Source organism: Devosia sp. Z6_126 (assembly GCF_058133495.1).
In genome coordinates this window covers 820,742-839,504 of the sequence record NZ_JBYUNO010000001.1, presented here as the reverse complement: position 1 = coordinate 839,504, position 18,763 = coordinate 820,742, and the positions used below count along the sequence as shown (strand labels likewise).

At 61.1% G+C, this 18,763-nt stretch carries 21 protein-coding genes and 1 tRNA gene; 8 read left to right on the top strand and 14 right to left on the bottom strand.

Annotated elements, in window-relative coordinates:
* Positions 1–86 precede the first annotated feature (86 nt).
* Together rplT and rpmI are read right to left on the bottom strand one after the other, a co-directional pair.
* Positions 87–488: a 50S ribosomal protein L20 gene (gene rplT / locus AC3YOG_RS04110; RefSeq protein ID WP_127755055.1), complete on the bottom strand. Its 402-nt coding sequence runs from the start codon at positions 486–488 to the stop codon at positions 87–89.
* Between the two features lie 23 nt (positions 489–511).
* Positions 512–712, bottom strand: coding sequence for a 50S ribosomal protein L35 (gene rpmI, locus AC3YOG_RS04105; RefSeq protein ID WP_127755056.1), 201 nt, complete (start codon positions 710–712; stop codon positions 512–514).
* A 260-nt stretch (positions 713–972) separates the two neighbouring features.
* On the opposite strand from rpmI, the gene AC3YOG_RS04100 reads away from it, so the two are divergent.
* A complete protein-coding gene (locus AC3YOG_RS04100; protein ID WP_489934181.1) occupies positions 973–1,392 on the top strand; it encodes an Hsp20 family protein in 420 nt (139 codons plus the stop codon).
* Between the two features lie 14 nt (positions 1,393–1,406).
* On the top strand, positions 1,407–1,694 hold the full coding sequence (locus AC3YOG_RS04095) for a DUF1150 family protein (protein WP_127755057.1): 288 nt from the start codon (positions 1,407–1,409) through the stop codon (positions 1,692–1,694).
* Between the two features lie 37 nt (positions 1,695–1,731).
* On the opposite strand, the gene ptsN is transcribed toward AC3YOG_RS04095, so the two are convergent.
* From ptsN to AC3YOG_RS04050, 9 genes are all read right to left on the bottom strand, one after another.
* Positions 1,732–2,199: a PTS IIA-like nitrogen regulatory protein PtsN gene (ptsN, locus tag AC3YOG_RS04090; RefSeq protein WP_489934180.1), complete on the bottom strand. Its 468-nt coding sequence runs from the start codon at positions 2,197–2,199 to the stop codon at positions 1,732–1,734.
* A 48-nt stretch (positions 2,200–2,247) separates the two neighbouring features.
* Complete coding sequence (gene hpf, locus AC3YOG_RS04085) at positions 2,248–2,841, bottom strand: ribosome hibernation-promoting factor, HPF/YfiA family (RefSeq protein ID WP_127755059.1); 594 nt, start codon at positions 2,839–2,841, stop codon at positions 2,248–2,250.
* 195 nt (positions 2,842–3,036) lie between these two features.
* Positions 3,037–4,563, bottom strand: a complete 1,527-nt coding sequence (rpoN, locus tag AC3YOG_RS04080) for an RNA polymerase factor sigma-54 (RefSeq protein ID WP_489934550.1) — start codon at positions 4,561–4,563, stop codon at positions 3,037–3,039.
* Positions 4,564–4,650: 87 nt separating this feature from the next.
* Entirely contained in the window at positions 4,651–5,409 is a 759-nt protein-coding gene (gene lptB / locus AC3YOG_RS04075; protein WP_489934179.1) for an LPS export ABC transporter ATP-binding protein, read from the bottom strand.
* Entirely contained in the window at positions 5,406–5,861 is a 456-nt protein-coding gene (locus tag AC3YOG_RS04070; protein WP_127755062.1) for an LptA/OstA family protein, read from the bottom strand. The genes lptB and AC3YOG_RS04070 overlap by 4 nt, the downstream gene beginning before the upstream one ends.
* Complete coding sequence (locus AC3YOG_RS04065) at positions 5,858–6,499, bottom strand: hypothetical protein (RefSeq protein WP_489934178.1); 642 nt, start codon at positions 6,497–6,499, stop codon at positions 5,858–5,860. The genes AC3YOG_RS04070 and AC3YOG_RS04065 overlap by 4 nt, the downstream gene beginning before the upstream one ends.
* Positions 6,500–6,514: 15 nt before the next feature.
* Positions 6,515–7,129, bottom strand: coding sequence for a ribonuclease D (locus AC3YOG_RS04060; protein WP_489934177.1), 615 nt, complete (start codon positions 7,127–7,129; stop codon positions 6,515–6,517).
* 115 nt (positions 7,130–7,244) lie between these two features.
* Positions 7,245–7,329, bottom strand: a tRNA-Leu gene (locus tag AC3YOG_RS04055).
* A 55-nt stretch (positions 7,330–7,384) separates the two neighbouring features.
* The gene (locus AC3YOG_RS04050) at positions 7,385–7,738 is read right to left on the bottom strand and encodes a GFA family protein (protein ID WP_489934176.1); all 354 of its coding nucleotides are present in this window, start codon (positions 7,736–7,738) and stop codon (positions 7,385–7,387) included.
* A gap of 144 nt (positions 7,739–7,882) precedes the next feature.
* Between AC3YOG_RS04050 and AC3YOG_RS04045 the strand changes: the two genes are divergently transcribed.
* The 5 genes from AC3YOG_RS04045 (at position 7,883) to AC3YOG_RS04025 (ending at position 14,591) form a co-directional block, all read left to right on the top strand.
* Entirely contained in the window at positions 7,883–8,878 is a 996-nt protein-coding gene (locus AC3YOG_RS04045) for a complex I NDUFA9 subunit family protein (RefSeq protein ID WP_489934175.1), read from the top strand.
* Positions 8,879–9,027: 149 nt separating this feature from the next.
* Positions 9,028–9,765, top strand: coding sequence for a PadR family transcriptional regulator (locus AC3YOG_RS04040; protein ID WP_489934174.1), 738 nt, complete (start codon positions 9,028–9,030; stop codon positions 9,763–9,765).
* 98 nt (positions 9,766–9,863) lie between these two features.
* A complete protein-coding gene (locus tag AC3YOG_RS04035; protein WP_489934173.1) occupies positions 9,864–12,782 on the top strand; it encodes an FAD-binding and (Fe-S)-binding domain-containing protein in 2,919 nt (972 codons plus the stop codon).
* 99 nt (positions 12,783–12,881) lie between these two features.
* Positions 12,882–14,081, top strand: a complete 1,200-nt coding sequence (locus AC3YOG_RS04030) for a class I SAM-dependent RNA methyltransferase (RefSeq protein WP_489934172.1) — start codon at positions 12,882–12,884, stop codon at positions 14,079–14,081.
* Between the two features lie 99 nt (positions 14,082–14,180).
* Positions 14,181–14,591 carry a hypothetical protein gene (locus AC3YOG_RS04025; RefSeq protein ID WP_489934171.1) on the top strand — a complete coding sequence of 137 codons (411 nt, stop codon included), beginning with the start codon at positions 14,181–14,183 and terminating at the stop codon, positions 14,589–14,591.
* A 51-nt stretch (positions 14,592–14,642) separates the two neighbouring features.
* Here AC3YOG_RS04025 and AC3YOG_RS04020 read toward each other — a convergent pair whose 3' ends face one another.
* The 3 genes from AC3YOG_RS04020 to AC3YOG_RS04010 are packed head-to-tail and all read right to left on the bottom strand — an operon-like array spanning position 14,643 to position 17,803.
* The gene (locus tag AC3YOG_RS04020; RefSeq protein ID WP_489934170.1) at positions 14,643–15,464 is read right to left on the bottom strand and encodes a sugar phosphate isomerase/epimerase family protein; all 822 of its coding nucleotides are present in this window, start codon (positions 15,462–15,464) and stop codon (positions 14,643–14,645) included.
* Positions 15,461–16,648 (bottom strand): dihydrodipicolinate synthase family protein, encoded by a 1,188-nt coding sequence (locus AC3YOG_RS04015; protein ID WP_489934169.1) that lies wholly within the window; start codon positions 16,646–16,648, stop codon positions 15,461–15,463. Before AC3YOG_RS04015 ends, AC3YOG_RS04020 begins: the two co-directional genes overlap by 4 nt.
* A gap of 3 nt (positions 16,649–16,651) precedes the next feature.
* The gene (locus AC3YOG_RS04010; protein ID WP_489934168.1) at positions 16,652–17,803 is read right to left on the bottom strand and encodes a Gfo/Idh/MocA family protein; all 1,152 of its coding nucleotides are present in this window, start codon (positions 17,801–17,803) and stop codon (positions 16,652–16,654) included.
* A gap of 203 nt (positions 17,804–18,006) precedes the next feature.
* On the opposite strand from AC3YOG_RS04010, the gene AC3YOG_RS04005 reads away from it, so the two are divergent.
* Positions 18,007–18,669 carry a TetR/AcrR family transcriptional regulator gene (locus tag AC3YOG_RS04005; protein ID WP_127755073.1) on the top strand — a complete coding sequence of 221 codons (663 nt, stop codon included), beginning with the start codon at positions 18,007–18,009 and terminating at the stop codon, positions 18,667–18,669.
* Positions 18,670–18,763 lie beyond the last annotated feature (94 nt).

Below are 18,763 nucleotides of genomic sequence, written 5' to 3'. Positions count from 1 at the left end.
GAACGCGGTTAGACCAAAACAAAGCGCCTTGCACCAGCCCTTCCGGGTGGCACAAGGCGCAATGATGACCTCAGCGAAGGAGAGTCTTAGGCAGAAACGCGGGCGTGGGTGGTGGCTTCAACGCCTTCCAGATACGCCAGGGCTGCCTTGGCCTTTTCGACCAGTGCGCCGAACGCTGCGGGCTCGGTGATCGCGAGATCGGAGAGCACCTTGCGGTCAACGGCAATCTCAGCCTTGCTGAGGCCGTCGATAAATCGGCCATAGGTCAATCCGTGATCGCGCACGGCAGCGTTGATGCGCTGGATCCAGAGAGCGCGGAAGTTGCGCTTCTTGACGCGGCGGTCGCGGTAGGCGTACTGGCCGGCCTTTTCCACTGCCTGCTTGGCAATGCGGATCGTAGACTTGCGACGGCCGTAATAACCCTCGGCAGCCTTCAAGACCTTCTTGTGACGGGCGTGATTGGTAACGCCTCTTTTAACGCGTGACATGTGTCAGGGTCCTTTCGAGAGCGTTAGCGGTTGTACGGCATGTACCACTTGACCAGCGATTCATCGCCCTTCTGCAGGATTTTGGTCCCACGATTGGTGCGAATATACTTGGCCGAGTGGTTGATCAGGCGGTGGCGCTTGCCGGCGACGCCGGCCTTGACGCGACCGGTTGCCGTGAAGCTGAAACGCTTCTTGGCGCCCGATTTAGTCTTCATCTTGGGCATTTTGCGGGTCCTTGGTGTTACGAGGATAGACAGAGGGCCTATCGCATTCAAAGACCGCCACGGCATGCCTGAGGCCGGGCGGTCAGCAGAAGCCGGCTCTATAGGGCCAAAGGCGGCACAAGGCAAGAGCCTAGCCGTCACCAGCGAGCAAATTGGGCCGCCTTGAACAGCGCCGGGCGCCCACCATATGTTGGCAAGGCGCGTGATGCCGTTCTTTCTGGGTCCGCGCCAATGCGTTGCTTGTGATCAAGGACGGCTGCATGTCGCGTGTCTCGGTGTTTTCTGCGCCCTTTTTGTTGGGCTTCGACAATCTGGAAGAGCGGGTAGACCGCCTGGCCAAGGCTGCCGAAGGCTACCCGCCCTATAACATAGAGCGTAGCACCGCTCCGGATGGGACTGAACAGTTCCTGGTATCGATTGCCGTCGCCGGGTTCTCACCCGACGATCTGGAAGTGACTGCCGAAGATGGGCAGGTCCTCGTGCGGGGTCGGCAAAAGGAAGATGGTGCGCGTCAGTTCCTGCATCGCGGCATTGCCGCCCGCCAGTTCCAGCGTTCCTTCCTGCTCGCCGACGGCATGATCGTTAGGGATGCAACTTTAAGCCACGGTTTGCTCGTTGTTACCATCGAGCGCCCCCAAGCGCCTAAGATAGCCCGGCGCATTGAAATTCGCTCAGTTTGAGGAAAGGGCCAGTTATGTACGAAAAGCGTAACACTGAAAATTACACTGAGACCTTGGCCAATCCGCTAAAGTCTCTCACGCGGGCCCAGTTTGCCGCACTTGGCGGCAGCGCGGTGGCCTATGTACGGCCCGTGGGCGGCGATGTGCTGTCGGCCATGATCGAGGAAGCCGAGTTCAACACTGACGAGGTTTATCAACTCGTCATGTCTGCCGATGGCACACCCTTGCTGGTAACCGATACCGAGGATGCCGTTAGCGAATGGCTCGGCACCCGCAATCTGGGGCTGGCTACCGTCCATTAAAGCGAATCCAACTGGAAGGCCGGCCGCCAACGGCGGCTCAGGCGGCGTAGTTGGTGTCCGATGGGCTGCTTAGAATGGCGTAAAGTTGAGCTTCATCGCCGGCGCGGCGCAACTCCTCGACCACGCTTTCGGTGCGCAACAAGCGGGCCACCCGCGACAGCGCCTTGAGGTGATCCGCCCCCGCGCCGGCTGGTGCCAGCAGCATCATGACGAGGTCTACGGGCTGATCGTCGACTGCATCGAACTCGATCGGCTGGTCAAGCCGGGCAAACACCGCCGTCACCTGTTTGATGCCGGCGGTTTTTCCGTGTGGAATCGCGATCCCGTTGCCCAGGCCCGTCGAGCCCAGGGCTTCGCGATTGGAAATGGCATCAAGGATGTCGTTGCGCTCGAGTCCCGTCAGTTCGGCGGCCCGTTGGGCAAGCTCTTGGAATAGCTGCTGCTTGGATTGCACTCCCGTACAAGCAAGCACCGCGCGTTCAGCCAGAATGTCGGCCAACTCCATCACTATAGCCTTAATCTAGATTATTCTTGGTGCAGCAATTACTCGGGTCTAATTTGCGCCCAATGCCGGATCGATCCAGCCAATATTGCCGTCGGAGCGGCGGTAAACCACATTCAGCCCGCCATGTCCAGCGTGGCGGAACATCACAGCCCCGGCGCTGGTCATATCCAGTTCCATGACGGCCTCTTCCACGCTCAGCGAGCGCAGGTTTTTTGTGGTCTCCGCGATCACAGGTGGCGCATAATCTTCTGGAAGTTCCTCAAGCTGATCGCCTGCACCAAATACCGTGTATTGCGCGGTTCCGTCGGCGTCGGGCACCTGGGTGTCGCCGACGCCGAATCCACCGCGCCGATGCGACTTGAGCTTCCGGTTATACCGGCGCAACCGCTTTTCGATGTGTTGCGTCATCAGCTCGAAGGCGGCGATAGCGTCGCCACCCTGGGCGCTCGCCTGCAACACGGCTCCGGTGTCAAGATGCACTACACAATCGGCCAGGAAGCCAGTTCCGTCGGGAGTAAGGGTGAGGTGGCCGTCATAATTGCCGTCGAAATACTTCCCCACTGCTGCGTCGATATGCTCCTCCGCACGACCGCGCAGGGCATCGCCGACATCCATGTTCTTTCCCGAAACGCGTAAGCTCATGGCATCCTCTTTCTTTTTGTTCTCGCTTGATGCGCCGTAGCCAGAGTAACCCTTGGTGGGCCGACTAAATGTGCCACTCCCTGGGCAAGCTGGTTGCAGCCATCACGCACCCAACGCGTAACTTGCCCCCTCGGTTCGAACCTGCCCTATGCAACATGGTCGTACCGGCCGGTTGCAAGCGGACAGGCGCCGGTCTCAGGCCATTGTCGCCAGATCTCGTTTTTGGCGCCGGCGGATCACCGAGGAGGGGATGTTCATACCTTCCCGATACTTGGCGACCGTCCGCCGGGCCAATTCGATACCCTGCTCGCGCTTGAGCATGGCCGCGATCGTATCATCGGACAGCACATCGCTAAGCGATTCGCTTTCGATCAACTGGCGGATACGATGGCGTACCGCCTCGGCCGAATGGTCACCGCCGCCGTCAGAAGCGGCAATGGCGGTCGTGAAGAAGTATTTCATCTCGAACAGCCCGCGCGGCGTGGCCAAGTATTTGTTGGAGGTGACGCGGCTGACGGTTGATTCGTGCATATCAATAGCGTCGGCCACCATTTTGAGGGTCATCGGCCGCAGATAAGCGATGCCATGGCGCAAAAAACCGTCCTGCTGGCGCACGATTTCCGCGGCCGTCTTGATGATGGTTTGGGCCCGCTGGTCAAGGCTCTTAGTCAGCCAATTGGCGCTGGCGAGGCAATCTGACAGAAAGGCTTTGTCGCCTGGCTCGCGCGTCCGCTTGGACACGGTGGCGTAGTACACCCGGTCAACTAAAACTCGGGGCAGCACCTCGCTGTTGAGCTCGATGCCCCAGCCACCATCAGGAGCAAGGCGCACAAACACGTCGGGCACCACTGTTTCAGCCGGGCCAGAGTCGAAGGCCAGGCCCGGACGGGGATCAAGCCGGCGCAGTTCAGCGAGCATGTCGAGCAGATCTTCCCGATCGCAGCCGATGGCTCTTTGCAAACCGGAAAGGTTGTGCTCGGCCAGCATCGGAAGATGAGCGAGCAGGCCCTGCATCAGTGGGTCCAACCGATTGGCTTCCCTGAGCTGAATAGCAAGGCACTCAGCAAGGTCCCGCGCGAACACTCCGACCGGTTCACACCCTTGAAGCGCTCCGAGCACAGCCTCCACGTCCGCCAACTCAGCGCCGAGTTGCTCAGCCGTCGTGTCCAGCGGCGCACTCAGATAACCCGCCTCATCCAGTTGCCCGATCAGGGCGCCGGCGATCAGGCGGTCCGAAGCCGTCCGTAAGATCAGATTGGCCTGGCGTTCCAGGTGCTCCGAAAGCCTCGGGCGAGCCGAAAGGAACTGGTCCAGATCGGGTGCCTCGCTCCAATCCACACTGTCGCGCTCGCGACCGCTCGAGACTTGGCCCTCCGATCTGTGCTGTTCGGGGAAAACATCTTCCACGGCCGTGTCGAGGTGCTCCGCAATGGCCTCGGCCGTGGGCAAATGCACCGCGCTGTCCAGTGTGTCAGCAAAACCGCTGCCGGTCTCTGGCTGGTCAGCGGCCTCAGTCATATCCCCCGTCACTAACGCGCCGTCGCCTTCAGCGCGCTCCAGTAGCGGATTGCGCAGTAATTCGGCGTCGACGAACTCATTGAGTTCGAGATGGCTCAACTGCAACAGCCGGATCGACTGCATCAATTGCGGCGTCAGCGTCAGGCTTTGCGCCTGCCGAAACTCCAGCCGCGGCCCTAATGCCATAACTGTCCTCACGCCCATTTGCGGCACTTCTGCCGCGCTTCCCGCGTGCAACATGACTCAGTTGCAGTTCCAGGGCAAGTTCCATGCCAAGAAGGCGGTTGCGGTTCAGATGGCGAAATTCTCGCCGAGGTAAACGCGCCGGGCATCAGGGTCGGTGCTGATCGTTTCGGGCTTGCCCTGGATCATCACCTTGCCCCCATGAATCACATAAGCACGATCCACCAGACCCAGGGTTTCGCGCACCGCGTGATCGGTGATGAGCACGCCGATGCCGCGTTGCGTCAATTGCTTAACCAGGCCCTTGACCTCGGCCACCGCGATCGGATCGACGCCGGCAAAGGGTTCGTCAAGAAGCATGAACACGGGGTCGGCCGCCAAGGCGCGCGCCAGTTCCACCCGCCGGCGTTCGCCGCCCGAAAGGGACAAGGCGTTGGCCTTGGCGAGGTGCGAGATCGAAAACTCGTCGAGCAGGGCTTCCAGGCGCGCTTGGCGTGCCTTGCGCCCCCGAACATGGTTCTCCAAAACGGCCATGATGTTGCCGCGCACCGATAGGCCGCGGAATATCGATGGCTCCTGCGGCAAATAGCCAATGCCTAACTGGCCGCGCTGGAACAGCGGCAGGTGGGTAATTGGTCGCCCATCGAGCCGGATATCGCCTGCATCGGGTTTGACCAGCCCCATGATCATGGTGAAAACCGTAGTCTTGCCCGCTCCGTTGGGACCCAGCAGGCCCACAGCCTCGCCCCGCCGCACGGCAATGGAAACATCGCGCACGACGACGCGCTTGCCGAAGCTCTTGGCCAAGCTATGCGCAACCAGCCATCCGGTCTGGTCAATTCGGCCTTGGGCGCGCGTCTCGTTCATTGGGAGGTAAACACGCCGGTGACGCGTCCGCCTTTGCCACCGGTGAAGGTAGACACATTGGTTGCAAGATTGACGACGAGTTCGCCGGCATCCACCGTGCCGCCCGAATTGGTCACCTTCACATTGCCGGTGAGGCGCAGCAGTTGATCGCCCGGGGTAAACACGGCCCGCTCTCCCGTTGCGGTCTGGTCGGGTGTTTCGAGCTTCACGTCCCCCGTGGCCTCAAAGGTCTCGATATCGGTAGTGCCCCCAGCGCCATAGGTGGCAACGACCTTGGTGGCCCAGACCTTCACCGTTGGATGGGTCACCACGACATTGCCGGTAAACACCGCCTCCCGCTCTGCCTCGTTGAGGGTGAACAGGTCCGCCGTAATGGCGACGCGGTCCTGCGCTGCGGCCAGCCCAGACAGGCAAAGCAGCAACAAAATCGACAACAGCGATCGCATCATCATCGGGGCTGGGCTCCAGGCGTGTGGGGCAGGGTGACGGTGGCGCCACTAAATGTCCAGACGCTCGCCTCCGCGTCGAACTGCATTCCCGCAGCGGTCAACTCCGTGCCGTCGGCATAGTGGATAACGACCGGGCCACCGCCGGTCAGCGTCTGCGCACTCCAATCAAATACCGACTGCTCGATCGTGCCGCTGGTGCCGGTGCTGTCACTGATGTCGGACGCGCCCTCGATCCGAACCACTCTTTGAGCTGTGTCCAGAACCGCGCTATCAGCGCTCGCATCGAACACTACCCCATCGGGGCGCACAACGTTGAGGGCGGCGTCGCGCAAGGCGATCTGCTCGGTCGAATTGAGCATCGCCTGCGCGTCGCTCGCCCGCACCCGATAAGAGGAGCCGTCGGACAAGACTCCGGCATATTCGGGTGCTTCCACCCGGATGCTCTCACGATCCATGCTGACTTCGCCGATACTGAATTGATCCAGCAGGCTGGACAGGTAGATCTGCCCTACCAGCAGCAGCAGGGTCACCGCCCCGAGAGCGGGAACCGCAACGCGTAACACGCCCACTATGCGGTTGCGGCCCTGCAAGCGTCGGTAGGTGGCAGGGCGGTCAGTGCTCGTGGCGTGCTGCTCCGTCAAGGACAGGCCCACGCCTTAACTGTGGGCAAAGATGTCGGTCTCATCCCACCCCAGCAAATCCAATTCGCATCGGGTGGCAAGGAAGTCAAAGCAAGCCCGGGCCAGTTCGGTTCGGTTTTCGCGCCGGAGCATCCGATCGAGATGACGCTTGAGGTCGTGCAAGTAAAGCACGTCCGAAGCGGCATAATCGAGTTGTGCGTCGCTGAGCTTTTCGGCCCCCCAGTCCGAGCTTTGCTGCTGCTTGGAGAGATCGATATTGAGCAACTCACGGACCAGGTCCTTGAGCCCATGGCGATCCGTATAGGTGCGTACCAGTTTGGACGCGATTTTCGTGCAGTAGACCGGACCGGCCACCACGCCAAAGCGGTGCTTGAGCACTGCCACGTCAAAACGGGCATAATGGAAGATCTTGGTCCGCTCAGGATCGGCGAGCAGTCGAACGAGATTGGGCGCCTCGTTGCTGTCGGCCGGAATCTGCACCACATCGGCACTGCCATCACCGGGCGACAGCTGCACTACGCATAAGCGGTCGCGATGCGGATGCAGGCCCAAAGTTTCAGTGTCAATCGCCACCTCGCGGCCATAGCGCGAAAGGTCGGGCAGGTCGCCGCGATGCAGTCTGGGGGTCATATTCATCTCAACAAACGGATGCAGCGTTCCTCTTGGCACAGCATCAGGGCATTGAAAAGGCAAGACCAAAAACCAGAAGGCCGCCCGCTTCACAGCGGCCGGCCTTCTTGAAAAATGGTGCCCAGAAGAAGACTCGAACTTCCACACCTTGCGGTACACGGACCTGAACCGTGCGCGTCTACCAATTCCGCCATCTGGGCAGGCGGGGCGTTGTTAGGGCCGGCGCCGACCGATGTCAACGCCTATTGTTTCAATTCACATATTAGCCCCATCCCAATGCGTCACGGCACCAGTGTTAACTGGCGGTGCATCATCGAGGCAGTTGACGTTGATCATCACCGTTTCGGTGCCGTTTTCGTCCCGGCCCCGCCCGAACGATTCGATGCCGCATGTTTTGCAGAACAGATGATCAATGGTGTTGGTGTTGAAGTGATAGAGGGTGAGATTGTCCGCGCCGCGGAGCAGATTGAACCGGACCGCGGGGACGGGCTGCATCACCCAGCCCAGCCTTTTGCACCGGGAACAGTTGCAGGTCATCAGGCTGTCCAACTCGGTCTGGGCCGTGTAACGGACGGCGCCGCAATGGCATCCGCCCGAATAAATGTTCATGTCAGTCATGTTCGCCTCCCTGAAACAAATAGGGAACATCATAATTCTTGTGTCAAGAGCGTGCATCCACCGCCTCTCGACCAATCCCGCGCCTTAGGCTAAGAGCACGGCTAGTTTGCCCTTCCATTGCTGCCGGAGCCTGCCATGGACCCCCTCAACGAAAAACTGGTGACGATCTTCGGAGGCTCGGGGTTCCTAGGCACCCAAGTGGTCCAGGCGCTGTCTCGGGCTGGGTATCGCATCCGGGTGGCCGTGCGGCGTCCTGACCTGGCGGGCCATGTTACGATCTATGGCAATGTCGGGCAGATCCAGCCAATTCAGGCCAATCTGCGCCATGCAGCTTCGGTGGCGCGAGCGGTCGCCGGTGCGGATGTGGTGATCAACCTTGTTGGTATTGGCGGCGAACGCGGGGCGCAGACCTTCAATGCCGTTCATACTCAAGGCGCTCAGACCGTCGCGGCCGCTGCCAAGGCTGCGAGGGCTTCGGTGCTCGTGCATCTGTCGGCCCTCGGGGTGGATCGGGCGGAACGAAGCGCCTATGCCCGCAGCAAGTTGGCCGGCGAGGCCGCCGTGCTGGCCGCCTTCCCCCAAGCGGTCATCCTGCGCCCTTCGCTGATGTTCGGCGCGGACGATGGCTTCTTTAACCTCATGGGTTCGCTGGCCCGCATGTTCCCGGCCATGCCTCTGGTTTGTGGCGACACCCGCTTCCAGCCGGTTTATGTTGGCGATGTTGCCGATGCAGTGACGCTTGCCGCGAGCGGCAAGGTCAAAGGCGGTCGCATCTACGAACTGGGTGGGCCGCAGGTTGAAACCCATCGGGAGCTTCTGACCCGCATACTGCGCGAGACAGCCCGCAAACGCCCGCTGGTGCCGCTCTCCCCGGGGATGGCCAAGCTCCTGGCTCTGCCACTGTCGATCCTCCCCGGCCAGCCGTTGCTGACCAAGGATCAAGTGGAACTGCTTGGGGTCGACAATGTCGTGTCCGAAGCGGCTATCCGCGAGAAGCGAACATTGGAAGGGCTCGGCATCGTGCCGACCTCGATGGATACTATCCTGCCCACTTACATGTGGCGCTTCCGCCGCAACGGCCAGTTCGATCGCAACCTCATCGAAGGCGCCAACGAAGGCGCAACGCTCTAGCCACTTAGCACCCTAAAATATCTTGGCCGCCTTCTCACCTGAGGGGGCGGCTTTTTCGTGCTCAGCATTTTGTTCGAGATATATCTTGAATGCTCTTTTGCGGACCCAATGTAAGCAGCCGGGGAATTGAGATATATCGGAGACACATCATGGCACCTTCTGGACGTGACGGCGAACTGAACTGGCGGCGACTAGAACAGATGGCGCGGCGCTGGGGCCGTCTGGCCTACCAAGCCGATGCGAGCCTTCTGGGCAATGTCGGCGGAAATTTCCGCATCGGCCGCATGCTAGCTTCGGGCGATCTGCGGCTGGTGGCCCTGTATCTGATCGAACAGCAGCCCCGGCACGGTTATGATCTGATCAAGGCCGTGGAAGAGCGCTCTAGCGGCTTTTACGCTCCAAGTCCTGGCGTGGTTTACCCCGCTCTGACCTTCCTTGAGGAAGCGGGCTATGTGACCTCCGCTGCCGATGGTAACAAGAAGCTTTATACCATCACCGATGCCGGCCGTGCCCACTTGGCAGACAATCGCGAGGCGATCGAGGGCACGTTGGCCTTTCTCGCCAAAGCAGGCGAACAGGTGCACCGGTTCCGCGATTTCGCCCGTACCGATTGGCCGTTTGGCGGCGATCGGCCCGAGGGGTCTGACGCTGCCAGCGGCGCGTCCTCCAGCGGCGAACAGGGGGCGGCTGCTGAACACGCATCCGACACCGACATGAAAGGCGTCGTTCCCGACCTGAATGAAGCCCGTAAAGCGCTCAAGGCTGCCATCAAGGCGGCCCGCCACTACTCGCGCCAGCGGCAAACAGAAGCCGCGACTATCCTTCACCGTGCCGCAGCTGATTTGACGGCTCTCGGGACGCACCCTGATGACGACGTCGACATCTGAGTGCTAAGCCTGGCTGCCCGGCATGAGCCGGGCAGTTTTTTGCCCAACAAGGATGTGAGCCGCTTCCGACGCAGCTACTAACATGTTAGTGGATTGAGATGCAGCAAGCTCTCATTACCCCTGTCACCCAGCCCCCGCTTGATCGTCAGGCCGCGGGCGAACGGCTCGTCGCGCGCCTCAAGGGCGTGATCCCATCCGAAAAGATGATGACCGACCCGCTGATGACCTATGCGTGGTCCGGCGACGCGTCTTCTTATCGGCTTATCCCGGCTGCCGTTGTCTTCATCAATTCCGAGGCCGATGTGCAGGCAGTAATGCAAGCCTGCCGTGCGGAGGGCCTGCCGCTAACCTTCAGGGCCGCCGGCACGTCCTTGTCGGGTCAGGCCGTGACCGATGGGGTGCTTGCAGTTCTCGGCGACGGCTGGCGCAAGCTCGACATCCATCCCGGCGCCGAGCAAGTGACGCTAGGGCCCGCGATCATCGTCGCGCACGCCAACCGTGCTCTCAAGCCCTTCAACAAGAAGCTTGGTCCCGACCCAGCCAGTCAGGCCACCTGCAAGATCGGCGGCGTGGTCAACAACAACTCGTCCGGAATGTGCTGCGGCGTTGCCCAGAACACCTATCACACCATGGCGCGCCTGCGAATCGTGCTCACCGATGGCACAGTTCTCGACTCCGGCGATCCCGTTTCACGTGAATCGTTCCGCCAGAACCGCGCTGATCTGCTCGACGGCATTGCCGCGCTTCACGCCCAAGTCATGGCCGACGCGGAACTTGTTGCCCTCATCCGCAAGAAATACGCGATCAAGAATACTGTCGGGTACTCACTCAATGCGTTGGTCGACTACCACGACCCGCTCGACATCCTTGTGCATCTGATCGTGGGCTCGGAAGGCACTTTGGGCTTTGTGTCCGAAGTCACCTACAACACTGTGCCCGAGCATCCCTTTAAGTCGACGGCGCTGGTGCCGTTCCCCGATCCCTACGCCGCCTCACGCGCCATTATCCGGCTCGCTAATGGCGGCGTACATGTGACTACTGGCGTCACTGCAGCCGAATATATGGAACGGCGGGCCTTGGCGACGGTGGAGCATCTGGCTCCCATGGCGCCGCTCCTGCCCTGGCTGACGGATCACTCGCCTGCCGTGTTGATCGATGTCACGGCTCCAGACGCGGAAACGCTCGAGCGCGAAGTCGAAAAGGCCGTAGCGATCCTAGCTGAAGAAAACGCCACTCATATCGATTTTTCCACTGACGAGGCCCGGTCACACGCGCTTTGGGATATCCGCAAGGGGTTCTTCACTTCCGGCGGCGCGGCGCGGCCGAAGGGCACCTCGATGCTCACCGAAGACGTGGCGGCTCCGATCGACCAACTCGCCGATTTTGTCATCGACATGCGCCAGCTGCTCGATGACCACGGCTACGAAGATGCCATCATCTTCGGCCACGCCCTGGCGGGAAACCTCCATTTCCAGATGAGTGACAACTTTTCCCAGCCAGGCTCGGCCGAGAGGTTCGATGCGTTTTCTGTCGCATTGTCGCAGCTTGTCTCGATCCGCTATGGCGGCTCGCTCAAGGCGGAGCACGGCACAGGCCGCGCCATCGCGCCCTTTGTGGAAGCTGAATGGGGTTCGCGCGCATACGGCGTAATGCGCCGGATCAAGACCCTTTTTGATCCGGAGAACCTGCTCAACCCCGGCGTCTTGCTCAACGACGACGCAAAGATTCACGTGAAGCACTTGAAGGTGATGCCGCTGGCCGATGAGCTCATCGACATGTGCATCGAATGCGGTTTTTGCGAACCTGCTTGTCCCAGCCACCAGATGACCTTGTCGCCACGCCAGCGCATTGCTGTGACGCGAGAGCGGGCTCGGCTACGGGCCAGCGGGGAAAATCCGGCACTCCTGGCTCGTCTCGACGATGACTTCCGCTACGCCGGCATTGACACCTGTGCCGCCTGTAATCTTTGTTCCCTTCGGTGCCCCGTGGGTATCGAAACGGGCACAAGGATCATCAAGGAACGCGGTGAGCGCCGTACCGATTTTGCCCGTTCGGTAGCCGGCTTTGCCGCCGATCATACCGGCGCTATTGAAAGCTTCATGCGTGGGGGTGTGGCGCTTGCGGACGCGGCTAAGGCCGTTGTCTCGGCGCCGTTGATTGAAACGGTGACCGAAACCGCCCGCCGGCTGACCGACAAGCATGTGCCGCGAGTTTCGCGGACCCTTAAACCTGGCCCTGGAGCCCCAAAGGCCCCGCCCGTCAGTTCCCGCGACGGTCCTCGCCGCACCGGTTTTCCCGTGCCCATCGTGCAAGGCGGGCGCCAGCGCGTGGCTTATTTCCCGTCCTGCGCCACCCGCATGTTCGGCGCGCCCAAGACCGAGTTTGATCTTCTTGCCGTACCTGACGCCATGCTGGCGCTGCTGGATCGTGTCGGGTTCGATGTTGTTATGCCCGACCACCTGAATGGCCAATGCTGCGGCCAGCCATTCCACTCCAAGGGCTTTCCCGAACAAGCCGTGCAAGTAGGCGCCGCGCTCCTGGACGAACTCTCGGCTTTGCAAGGGGACCTGACCGTCACCGACGCTTCCACTTGCGCCAAGCACCTGCGCGGCGCTCCCGAAGGCGCGCCGGTGCTGGATTCCAGCGAGTTCATCGTCACCCATATCCTGCCGCAGCTGACCGTCACGCGGCATCTGCCGGTCGTGGCTGTGCATCATAACTGTTCGGCCCAGCGATTGGGTGAGCAGGGGGCTACGGAGGCGATCGCCCGCGCCTGCGCCAGCCAGATCGCGGTATTGTCGTCCGTCACCTGCTGCGGTTACGCCGGCGACAAGGGCTTGTTCATCCCCGAACTCAACCGCTTTGCCAGCCGATTTGCCAAGAACGATATTCCGCCAGGCTGCACGCTGGGTGTTTCGACGGTCTCCACTTGTGCCTCTGGACTCTCCGAGCATGCCGGTATTCCCTTTGTGGGGCTGGCTAGCCTGCTCGAATATGTAAGTCGCCCGGGCGACTAAAGGCGCCACGCGGCCCTCCGTACCGGCTACCCTGATAAGCTTTGCTTGCCCGCCGCCTTCCCCTTGGATACTGCACGGCGGGCAAGCCATTGGATGATTATGACCCTCACCGCCACTATTCTAAGCCTCGGCCACAAGGGCGAGGGCGTCACCGAGATTGATGGCCGCAAGGTCTTCGTGCCATTGGCGCTGCCCGGCGAAACAGTGGTGATCGAGGCGGACGGCGAGCGAGGCACCCTGCTTGAGGTGCTAGCGCCCGCACCTGAGCGGATCACGCCTTTTTGCCCGCACTTCGGCTTTTGTGGCGGCTGTCAACTCCAGCATCTCGAACGCGCCGCTTACGAAGCGTTCAAGACCGGCATCATCGAAACGCAGCTACGCTATGCCGGCTTGGATGCCAAGGTTGAGCGCTTCATCGATGCGGCTGGGCAGGGACGCCGCCGGGCTACCTTGCATGCGCGGCGCGAAGGCCCTGGGTATATGCGCCTGCGTAGCCACGAGGTTTACCCCATCGATGCCTGTCCTATCCTGGTGCCCGCGCTCTCTCGCGCCCCGCGGATCGCCGCGGCGGTGATGGCAACCCTGGGTGAGGCCGATGTGGCTTTCACCGCCACGCTAACGGGGCTCGATGTGGCCGTTCGGACAGAAAAAAAACAGGCGCGCGCCAAGCGGATCGAGCCACTCGTCAACCAGTTCGGCTTGGCTCGCCTAGCGCTCAATGGCGAACTGGTACTGCAAGCCCAAGCGCCGCTGGTGTCCATGGGTCGAGCTACGGTTGAGCTACCGATCGGATCGTTTCTGCAGGCCACTGAAGCCGCCGAGTCAGCGCTGGCGGATTATGTGCTCGGCGCGGTGGGCAAGGCCAAAAAGGTGGCCGATCTATTTTGCGGTGTCGGCCCGTTCGCGTTGCGGCTGGCTGAGGCAAGGCCCCTCTACGCCGCCGACACCGACAAGGCCGGTATCGCAGCACTCGACAAGGCGCGCCGCTACGCCAAAGGTCTGCGGGAGGTCACTGCCAAGGCTCGCGACCTGTTCCGCGATCCCCTGACGCAGTTCGAACTCAACGAGTTCGATGCGGTGGTGCTTGATCCGCCCCGCGCCGGGGCCGAGGCGCAGGTGCGCGAGCTCAGTAACTCCAAGCTCAGAGTGGTGGTGATGGTCTCTTGTGACGCGCGCAGTTTCGCTCGGGACGCAGCGCTGCTGATCGGCGCCGGATTTACTATGAGCGACCTTGTTGCGGTGGATCAGTTCACCCAATCCACCCATATCGAGATTGCTGCCACTTTCCGGCGCCAATAGGGGTCTATCAAGCAACCGCCTGAGACAAGGCGCGTTACCCACCCATCGATTAACAAGGACGACTGCGTGGGGCGGGCGTTGTTGTCCACGGAGAAACTCATGCAATCTTTGAAATACGCTCTGAGCCTTGGCGTCTTGTGTGCTGCTTTTGTTGCCCCAAGTTTTGCCCAAGAGGCCGCCTCCACCGCTAACACCGCATCCCCGGAAGGCAACTTCGTGGATAAATACGGTACCTCGTTCCAGTTCTCGCTTTGCGGCGACAGCGGCACCGATCTTTGCGGCGTGCTGACCAATCTCGAAGGTGAGTCCGCTACCGAAGAGAACCTGGCTTTCGTAGGCAAGATGGTGATGCAGGCGCCCCAGACCGGTCCAAACGAATGGAAGGGCGCGCTTTCCGCGGGTGGAATCAGCGCTGAGGCCACCGTCACCCAGACGAGCCCTGATACCATCGACATCCAGGGCTGCCGCGCAGCCATTCTCTGCCAGACCCTGACCTACACCCGTATGTAGGGCTGCTTAGTCTAGCCCCCGGACCGCTTGGTTCGGGGGCTTTTTGCGTTTTCAGCAGACCGTTGCCACGCGCTCCTTGATCACGTCCAGCACTTCGTCTCCAGGCCGCTGCCACCAGTTGTCACGCGAAAAAATCTCCACTTCCTGTGGACCATGGTAGCCTGCAGTTTCGATCATTGCCCGAATGGCGGGCAGGTCGATCACCCCATCGCCCATCATGCCGCGGTCGAGCAGCATATCGGTCGTGGGCACCAGCCAATCACAGATATGGTGGGCAAAGATGCGGTTCATCCGCCCCGCCCGCGCGATTGCCTCTGCTAGGTGGGGATCCCACCAGACATGGTAAACGTCGATGGCAACGCCAACGCTCTCGTCCAGCGATGCACAAATATCGAGCGCTTGGTCGATCGTGTTCACGCAGGCGCGGTCTGCGGCATACATCGGATGCAACGGTTCGATGGCAATGCGAACTCCCGACGCACGGGCATGGGGCAGCATGGCAGCAATCCCCTCTGCCACCATTCCCCGCGCGCCCGGCAAGTCCTTGGAAGAACCCGGAAGGCCCCCTACCACGAGCACGAGGCAGTCGGCGTCGAGGGCGGCAGCTTGGTCGATGGCGCGCAGATTGTCGTCGATATTAGCCTGCCGGCCTAGTGCTGTTTCAGCGGGAAACATGCCCCCGCGGCACACGCCGGTGACCCGCAGGCCATTGCTGCGCACGATGTTGGCGGCTTCCTCGATCCCGATGGCCTCGATCTGGTCGCGCCAGGGCGAAATGGCCGTGATGCCGTGGCGCAAGCAACCATCCACCGCTTCCTCAAAGCCCCATTGCTGCCGCGTTGTGGCGAGGTTCAGCGAAATCCCTCCGTTCATGCCTCCACTCCGTGGACCTCAAGTACAGCGCGCATCCGATTCGTGGCCAAATCAGGATCGGCAAGCACGCGAGCGCGGTCAGCAAGGCGGAACAATTCGCAGAGGTGCTGGAGCGAACGGGCCGACTGCTGACCACCGATCATGGTGAAATGGTCCTGCAGGCCATTAAGATAGGCCAGGAACACTACGCCCGTTTTGTAGAACCGCGTTGGAGCCGCAAAGATATGGCGGCTCAGCGGCACTGTAGGTTCGAGCAGATCGAAGAATTCATTGGTATTGCCACGGCCAAGCGCAGCCAGGCCTGCCGATGCGGCCGGGGCGATAGCGTCGAAAATCCCGAGCAGGGCGTGGGAATAAGCATGCTCGTCTCCGGCAATAAGTTCGGCATAGTTGAAGTCGTCGCCGGTATACATCTTGACGGATGCGGGCAGGCGTCGGCGCATCGCAATCTCTTTTTGCGCTGACAGGAGCGAAATCTTGATGCCATCGACTTTGTTGGCATTGGCCGCGATCACATCAAGGCACACATCCATCGCCGCATCATGATCTATGCTGCCCCAGTAACCCTGCAGCGCCGGATCAAACATCTCCCCTAGCCAGTGCATGATCACCGGCTGCTGCACCTGCCCGAGAATGTGCCCATAAACGCGCGCATAGTCGTCGGGTGACTTGGCGGCAACGGCAAGGGCGCGGCTGGCCATCAGGATAACCCGACCACCCTCTTTCTCCACGAAGCCGACCTGCTCCTCATAGGCCTTGATGATGTCGTCGATCGTGACATCGGGCGCCGGCGCCAGATGGTCAGTGCCGGCGCCATAGGCGATCAATGCGTCACTGCGCGTTCGTGCCTCGGCTTGCGAACGCCGGATCAACTCCTGCGCCTCGGTCCAGGTTAGGCCCATGCCGCGCTGGGCGGTGTCCATGGCTTCAGCGACACCTAGTCCGAGATCCCACAGCCGATGTCGGAACTGGAGCGTCGTGTCCCAGTCGATAGCGGGCGCAAGCCACGGATCGTTGCTGGCAAGGGGATCGGCGACCACATGGGCCGCAGCATAGGCAACGCGCGGGAAATCCTGCGCCTTGAACTTGACGAAAGGAATGGGGTCTCCGGTGAGCCGGTAGGGCGTGATTGACCGGTCGGGATTGAGCAGCCGGATGGTGGGCTGGGTGAGGACCTCGCTCATGCCTCAAAACTCCAGCTTGGGGACATCCAGCCAGCGCCGTTCGGCCCAGCTCTTGAGACCCAGTTCGGCCAACTGCACCCCCTTGGCACCCGCTTCGAGCCCATAGGGCCAAGGCGCATCCTCGGCAACATGGCGCAGGAACATTTCCCACTGGGCTTTAAAGCCGTTTTGGGCGGGCCAGTTGTCCGGCACTTCTTCCCAATCGCCAAAGAAGTCCATGGTTTGCGGCTGGTCGGGGTTCCACACGGGCTTTGGCGTATTGACGCGATGCTGGGTCCAACACTTGTGCAGCCCGGCCACGGCAGAGCCAAGCGTGCCATCGACATGGAAGGTGACAAGGTCATCGCGGCGCACACGAGTGGTCCAACTGGAGTTGATCTGGGCCACGACGCCGCCTTCGAGTTCGAAGGTAGCATAAGCCGCATCGTCCGTATCTGCTTTGAAGCGTTGACCTTTTTCGTCGACGCGCTCCGGAATATGGGTAGCGCCTAGGCAGGACACGGCCTGCACTTCCCCGAACAAATTGTCGAGCACATAGCGCCAATGGCAGAGCATATCGAGGATGATGCCACCGCCATCCGCCTTGCGGTAGTTCCAGGACGGGCGCTGCGCTGGTTGCCAATCGCCCTCGAATACCCAGTAACCAAACTCACCGCGCACCGAGAGGATTTTGCCGAAAAAGCCGCTGTCGCGGAGCATTTTGAGCTTCAGAAGGCCCGGAAGGAATAGCTTGTCCTGCACGACGCCATGTTTGAGGCCCGAGGCGCGGGCGGTTTTCGCGAGGCGAACGGCAACGTCGAGATCGTCGGAGATCGGCTTTTCGCAATAAACATGCTTGCCGGCGTCGAGGGCTTTTTCCAGCAACTCGGCGCGCATCAGGGTGGTCCCGGCATCAAAGAACACCGTGTCTTCCGGGTTGGCGAGGGCGGCGTCGAGGTCTGTTGTCCAGCGTGCAATACCGTGCTTCTCGGCAAGTGCTTGGATTTTCTCGCGATCCCGTCCCACGATAATGGGGTCGAGCACCAGGCGGTCGCCGTTGCTCAGCGCCACGCCACCCTGATCGCGGATCGCCAGGATCGAGCGGACCAAGTGTTGATTGTACCCCATGCGACCTGTCACGCCATGCATGATCAGGCCAAGTCGCTGCTGCGCCATGCTGTTTTCTCCCCCGCGCCACTTTCGGCGTAACTGTTTAGTTACTTGCGTACACGCGGAAAGGCAATGCAGTCAAGGGGCCGCTCCCCGGCGGCCTCAAGCAATGCACTTCCCAGTTCATCTTTGAAACACTTTACCCCCGCTGGTGCGGCTGGTATCCGTCGGGGGTAGGGCGGCGCGGCAGCTCGGTTTGGAGGAGGCAGATGGATCAGGCGCCGAGTGGAGTGGAGAATGGGGTCAAGCGGGCCCGCAACTCCGGCAAGACCAAGGCGGCGATCCTGGTGGCGGCGCGGGCTGAATTTGCCGAACGGGGCTTTGAGGGTGCGCGGGTGGATGCCATTGCCGAGCGGGCGGGCGCCAACAAACGGCTGCTCTATCACTACTTCGGCAACAAGGAAGATCTCTACCGCGCGGTGCTGCTCGACGCCTATGGCGAGATCCGCAAGGGTGAGCGGGCGCTGAGTCTGGACCAATATGGCCCGGTGGAAGCCATGGACCGGCTGGTGCGGTTCACCTTCCGCCACTTCCTGGCAAACCCTTGGTTCCCAAGGCTTTTGGGGACCGAAAATCTGGAGAATGCCCGCTTTCTCAAGACCATGCCGGATATCCGGGCGCTCCATTCGCCGCTCGTCGGGCAGATCACCGAGATCGTGCGGCGCGGCAATCAGGCCGGCATTTTCCGCGGCGATGTGGATGCGGTGCAGCTTTATATCTCGATCGCGGCACTCGGATTCTTCTATGTTTCCAACATGGCGACCCTGTCGGTGATCTTTGACCGTGACCTTGCTAGCGTGGCCATGGTGCAGGAGCGGGAGGCGCAAGCGGTGCAGATGGTGCTAGATTACCTGCGCACGCGCCCGAGTTGAGCCACATAGATGAACAGATTATGAACGGCTGCTGAACAGCTTGCGTTCGTGCCGTTTTTCGTCTTCCATACAAGAAGGGCTTGGCGGTGCTTGA

Bases quoted from the DNA above. Each gene is read 5' to 3' on its own strand.
- rplT (WP_127755055.1), bottom strand. From the start codon at position 488: ATGTCACGCGTTAAAAGAGGCGTTACCAATCACGCCCGTCACAAGAAG.
- rpmI (WP_127755056.1), bottom strand. From the start codon at position 712: ATGCCCAAGATGAAGACTAAATCGGGCGCCAAGAAGCGTTTCAGCTTC.
- AC3YOG_RS04100 (WP_489934181.1), top strand. From the start codon at position 973: ATGTCGCGTGTCTCGGTGTTTTCTGCGCCCTTTTTGTTGGGCTTCGAC.
- AC3YOG_RS04095 (WP_127755057.1), top strand. From the start codon at position 1,407: ATGTACGAAAAGCGTAACACTGAAAATTACACTGAGACCTTGGCCAAT.
- ptsN (WP_489934180.1), bottom strand. From the start codon at position 2,199: ATGGAGTTGGCCGACATTCTGGCTGAACGCGCGGTGCTTGCTTGTACG.
- hpf (WP_127755059.1), bottom strand. From the start codon at position 2,841: ATGAGCTTACGCGTTTCGGGAAAGAACATGGATGTCGGCGATGCCCTG.
- rpoN (WP_489934550.1), bottom strand. From the start codon at position 4,563: ATGGGCGTGAGGACAGTTATGGCATTAGGGCCGCGGCTGGAGTTTCGG.
- lptB (WP_489934179.1), bottom strand. From the start codon at position 5,409: ATGAACGAGACGCGCGCCCAAGGCCGAATTGACCAGACCGGATGGCTG.
- AC3YOG_RS04070 (WP_127755062.1), bottom strand. From the start codon at position 5,861: ATGATGATGCGATCGCTGTTGTCGATTTTGTTGCTGCTTTGCCTGTCT.
- AC3YOG_RS04060 (WP_489934177.1), bottom strand. From the start codon at position 7,129: ATGACCCCCAGACTGCATCGCGGCGACCTGCCCGACCTTTCGCGCTAT.
- AC3YOG_RS04050 (WP_489934176.1), bottom strand. From the start codon at position 7,738: ATGAACATTTATTCGGGCGGATGCCATTGCGGCGCCGTCCGTTACACG.
- AC3YOG_RS04045 (WP_489934175.1), top strand. From the start codon at position 7,883: ATGGACCCCCTCAACGAAAAACTGGTGACGATCTTCGGAGGCTCGGGG.
- AC3YOG_RS04040 (WP_489934174.1), top strand. From the start codon at position 9,028: ATGGCACCTTCTGGACGTGACGGCGAACTGAACTGGCGGCGACTAGAA.
- AC3YOG_RS04035 (WP_489934173.1), top strand. From the start codon at position 9,864: ATGCAGCAAGCTCTCATTACCCCTGTCACCCAGCCCCCGCTTGATCGT.
- AC3YOG_RS04030 (WP_489934172.1), top strand. From the start codon at position 12,882: ATGACCCTCACCGCCACTATTCTAAGCCTCGGCCACAAGGGCGAGGGC.
- AC3YOG_RS04025 (WP_489934171.1), top strand. From the start codon at position 14,181: ATGCAATCTTTGAAATACGCTCTGAGCCTTGGCGTCTTGTGTGCTGCT.
- AC3YOG_RS04020 (WP_489934170.1), bottom strand. From the start codon at position 15,464: ATGAACGGAGGGATTTCGCTGAACCTCGCCACAACGCGGCAGCAATGG.
- AC3YOG_RS04015 (WP_489934169.1), bottom strand. From the start codon at position 16,648: ATGAGCGAGGTCCTCACCCAGCCCACCATCCGGCTGCTCAATCCCGAC.
- AC3YOG_RS04010 (WP_489934168.1), bottom strand. From the start codon at position 17,803: ATGGCGCAGCAGCGACTTGGCCTGATCATGCATGGCGTGACAGGTCGC.
- AC3YOG_RS04005 (WP_127755073.1), top strand. From the start codon at position 18,007: ATGGATCAGGCGCCGAGTGGAGTGGAGAATGGGGTCAAGCGGGCCCGC.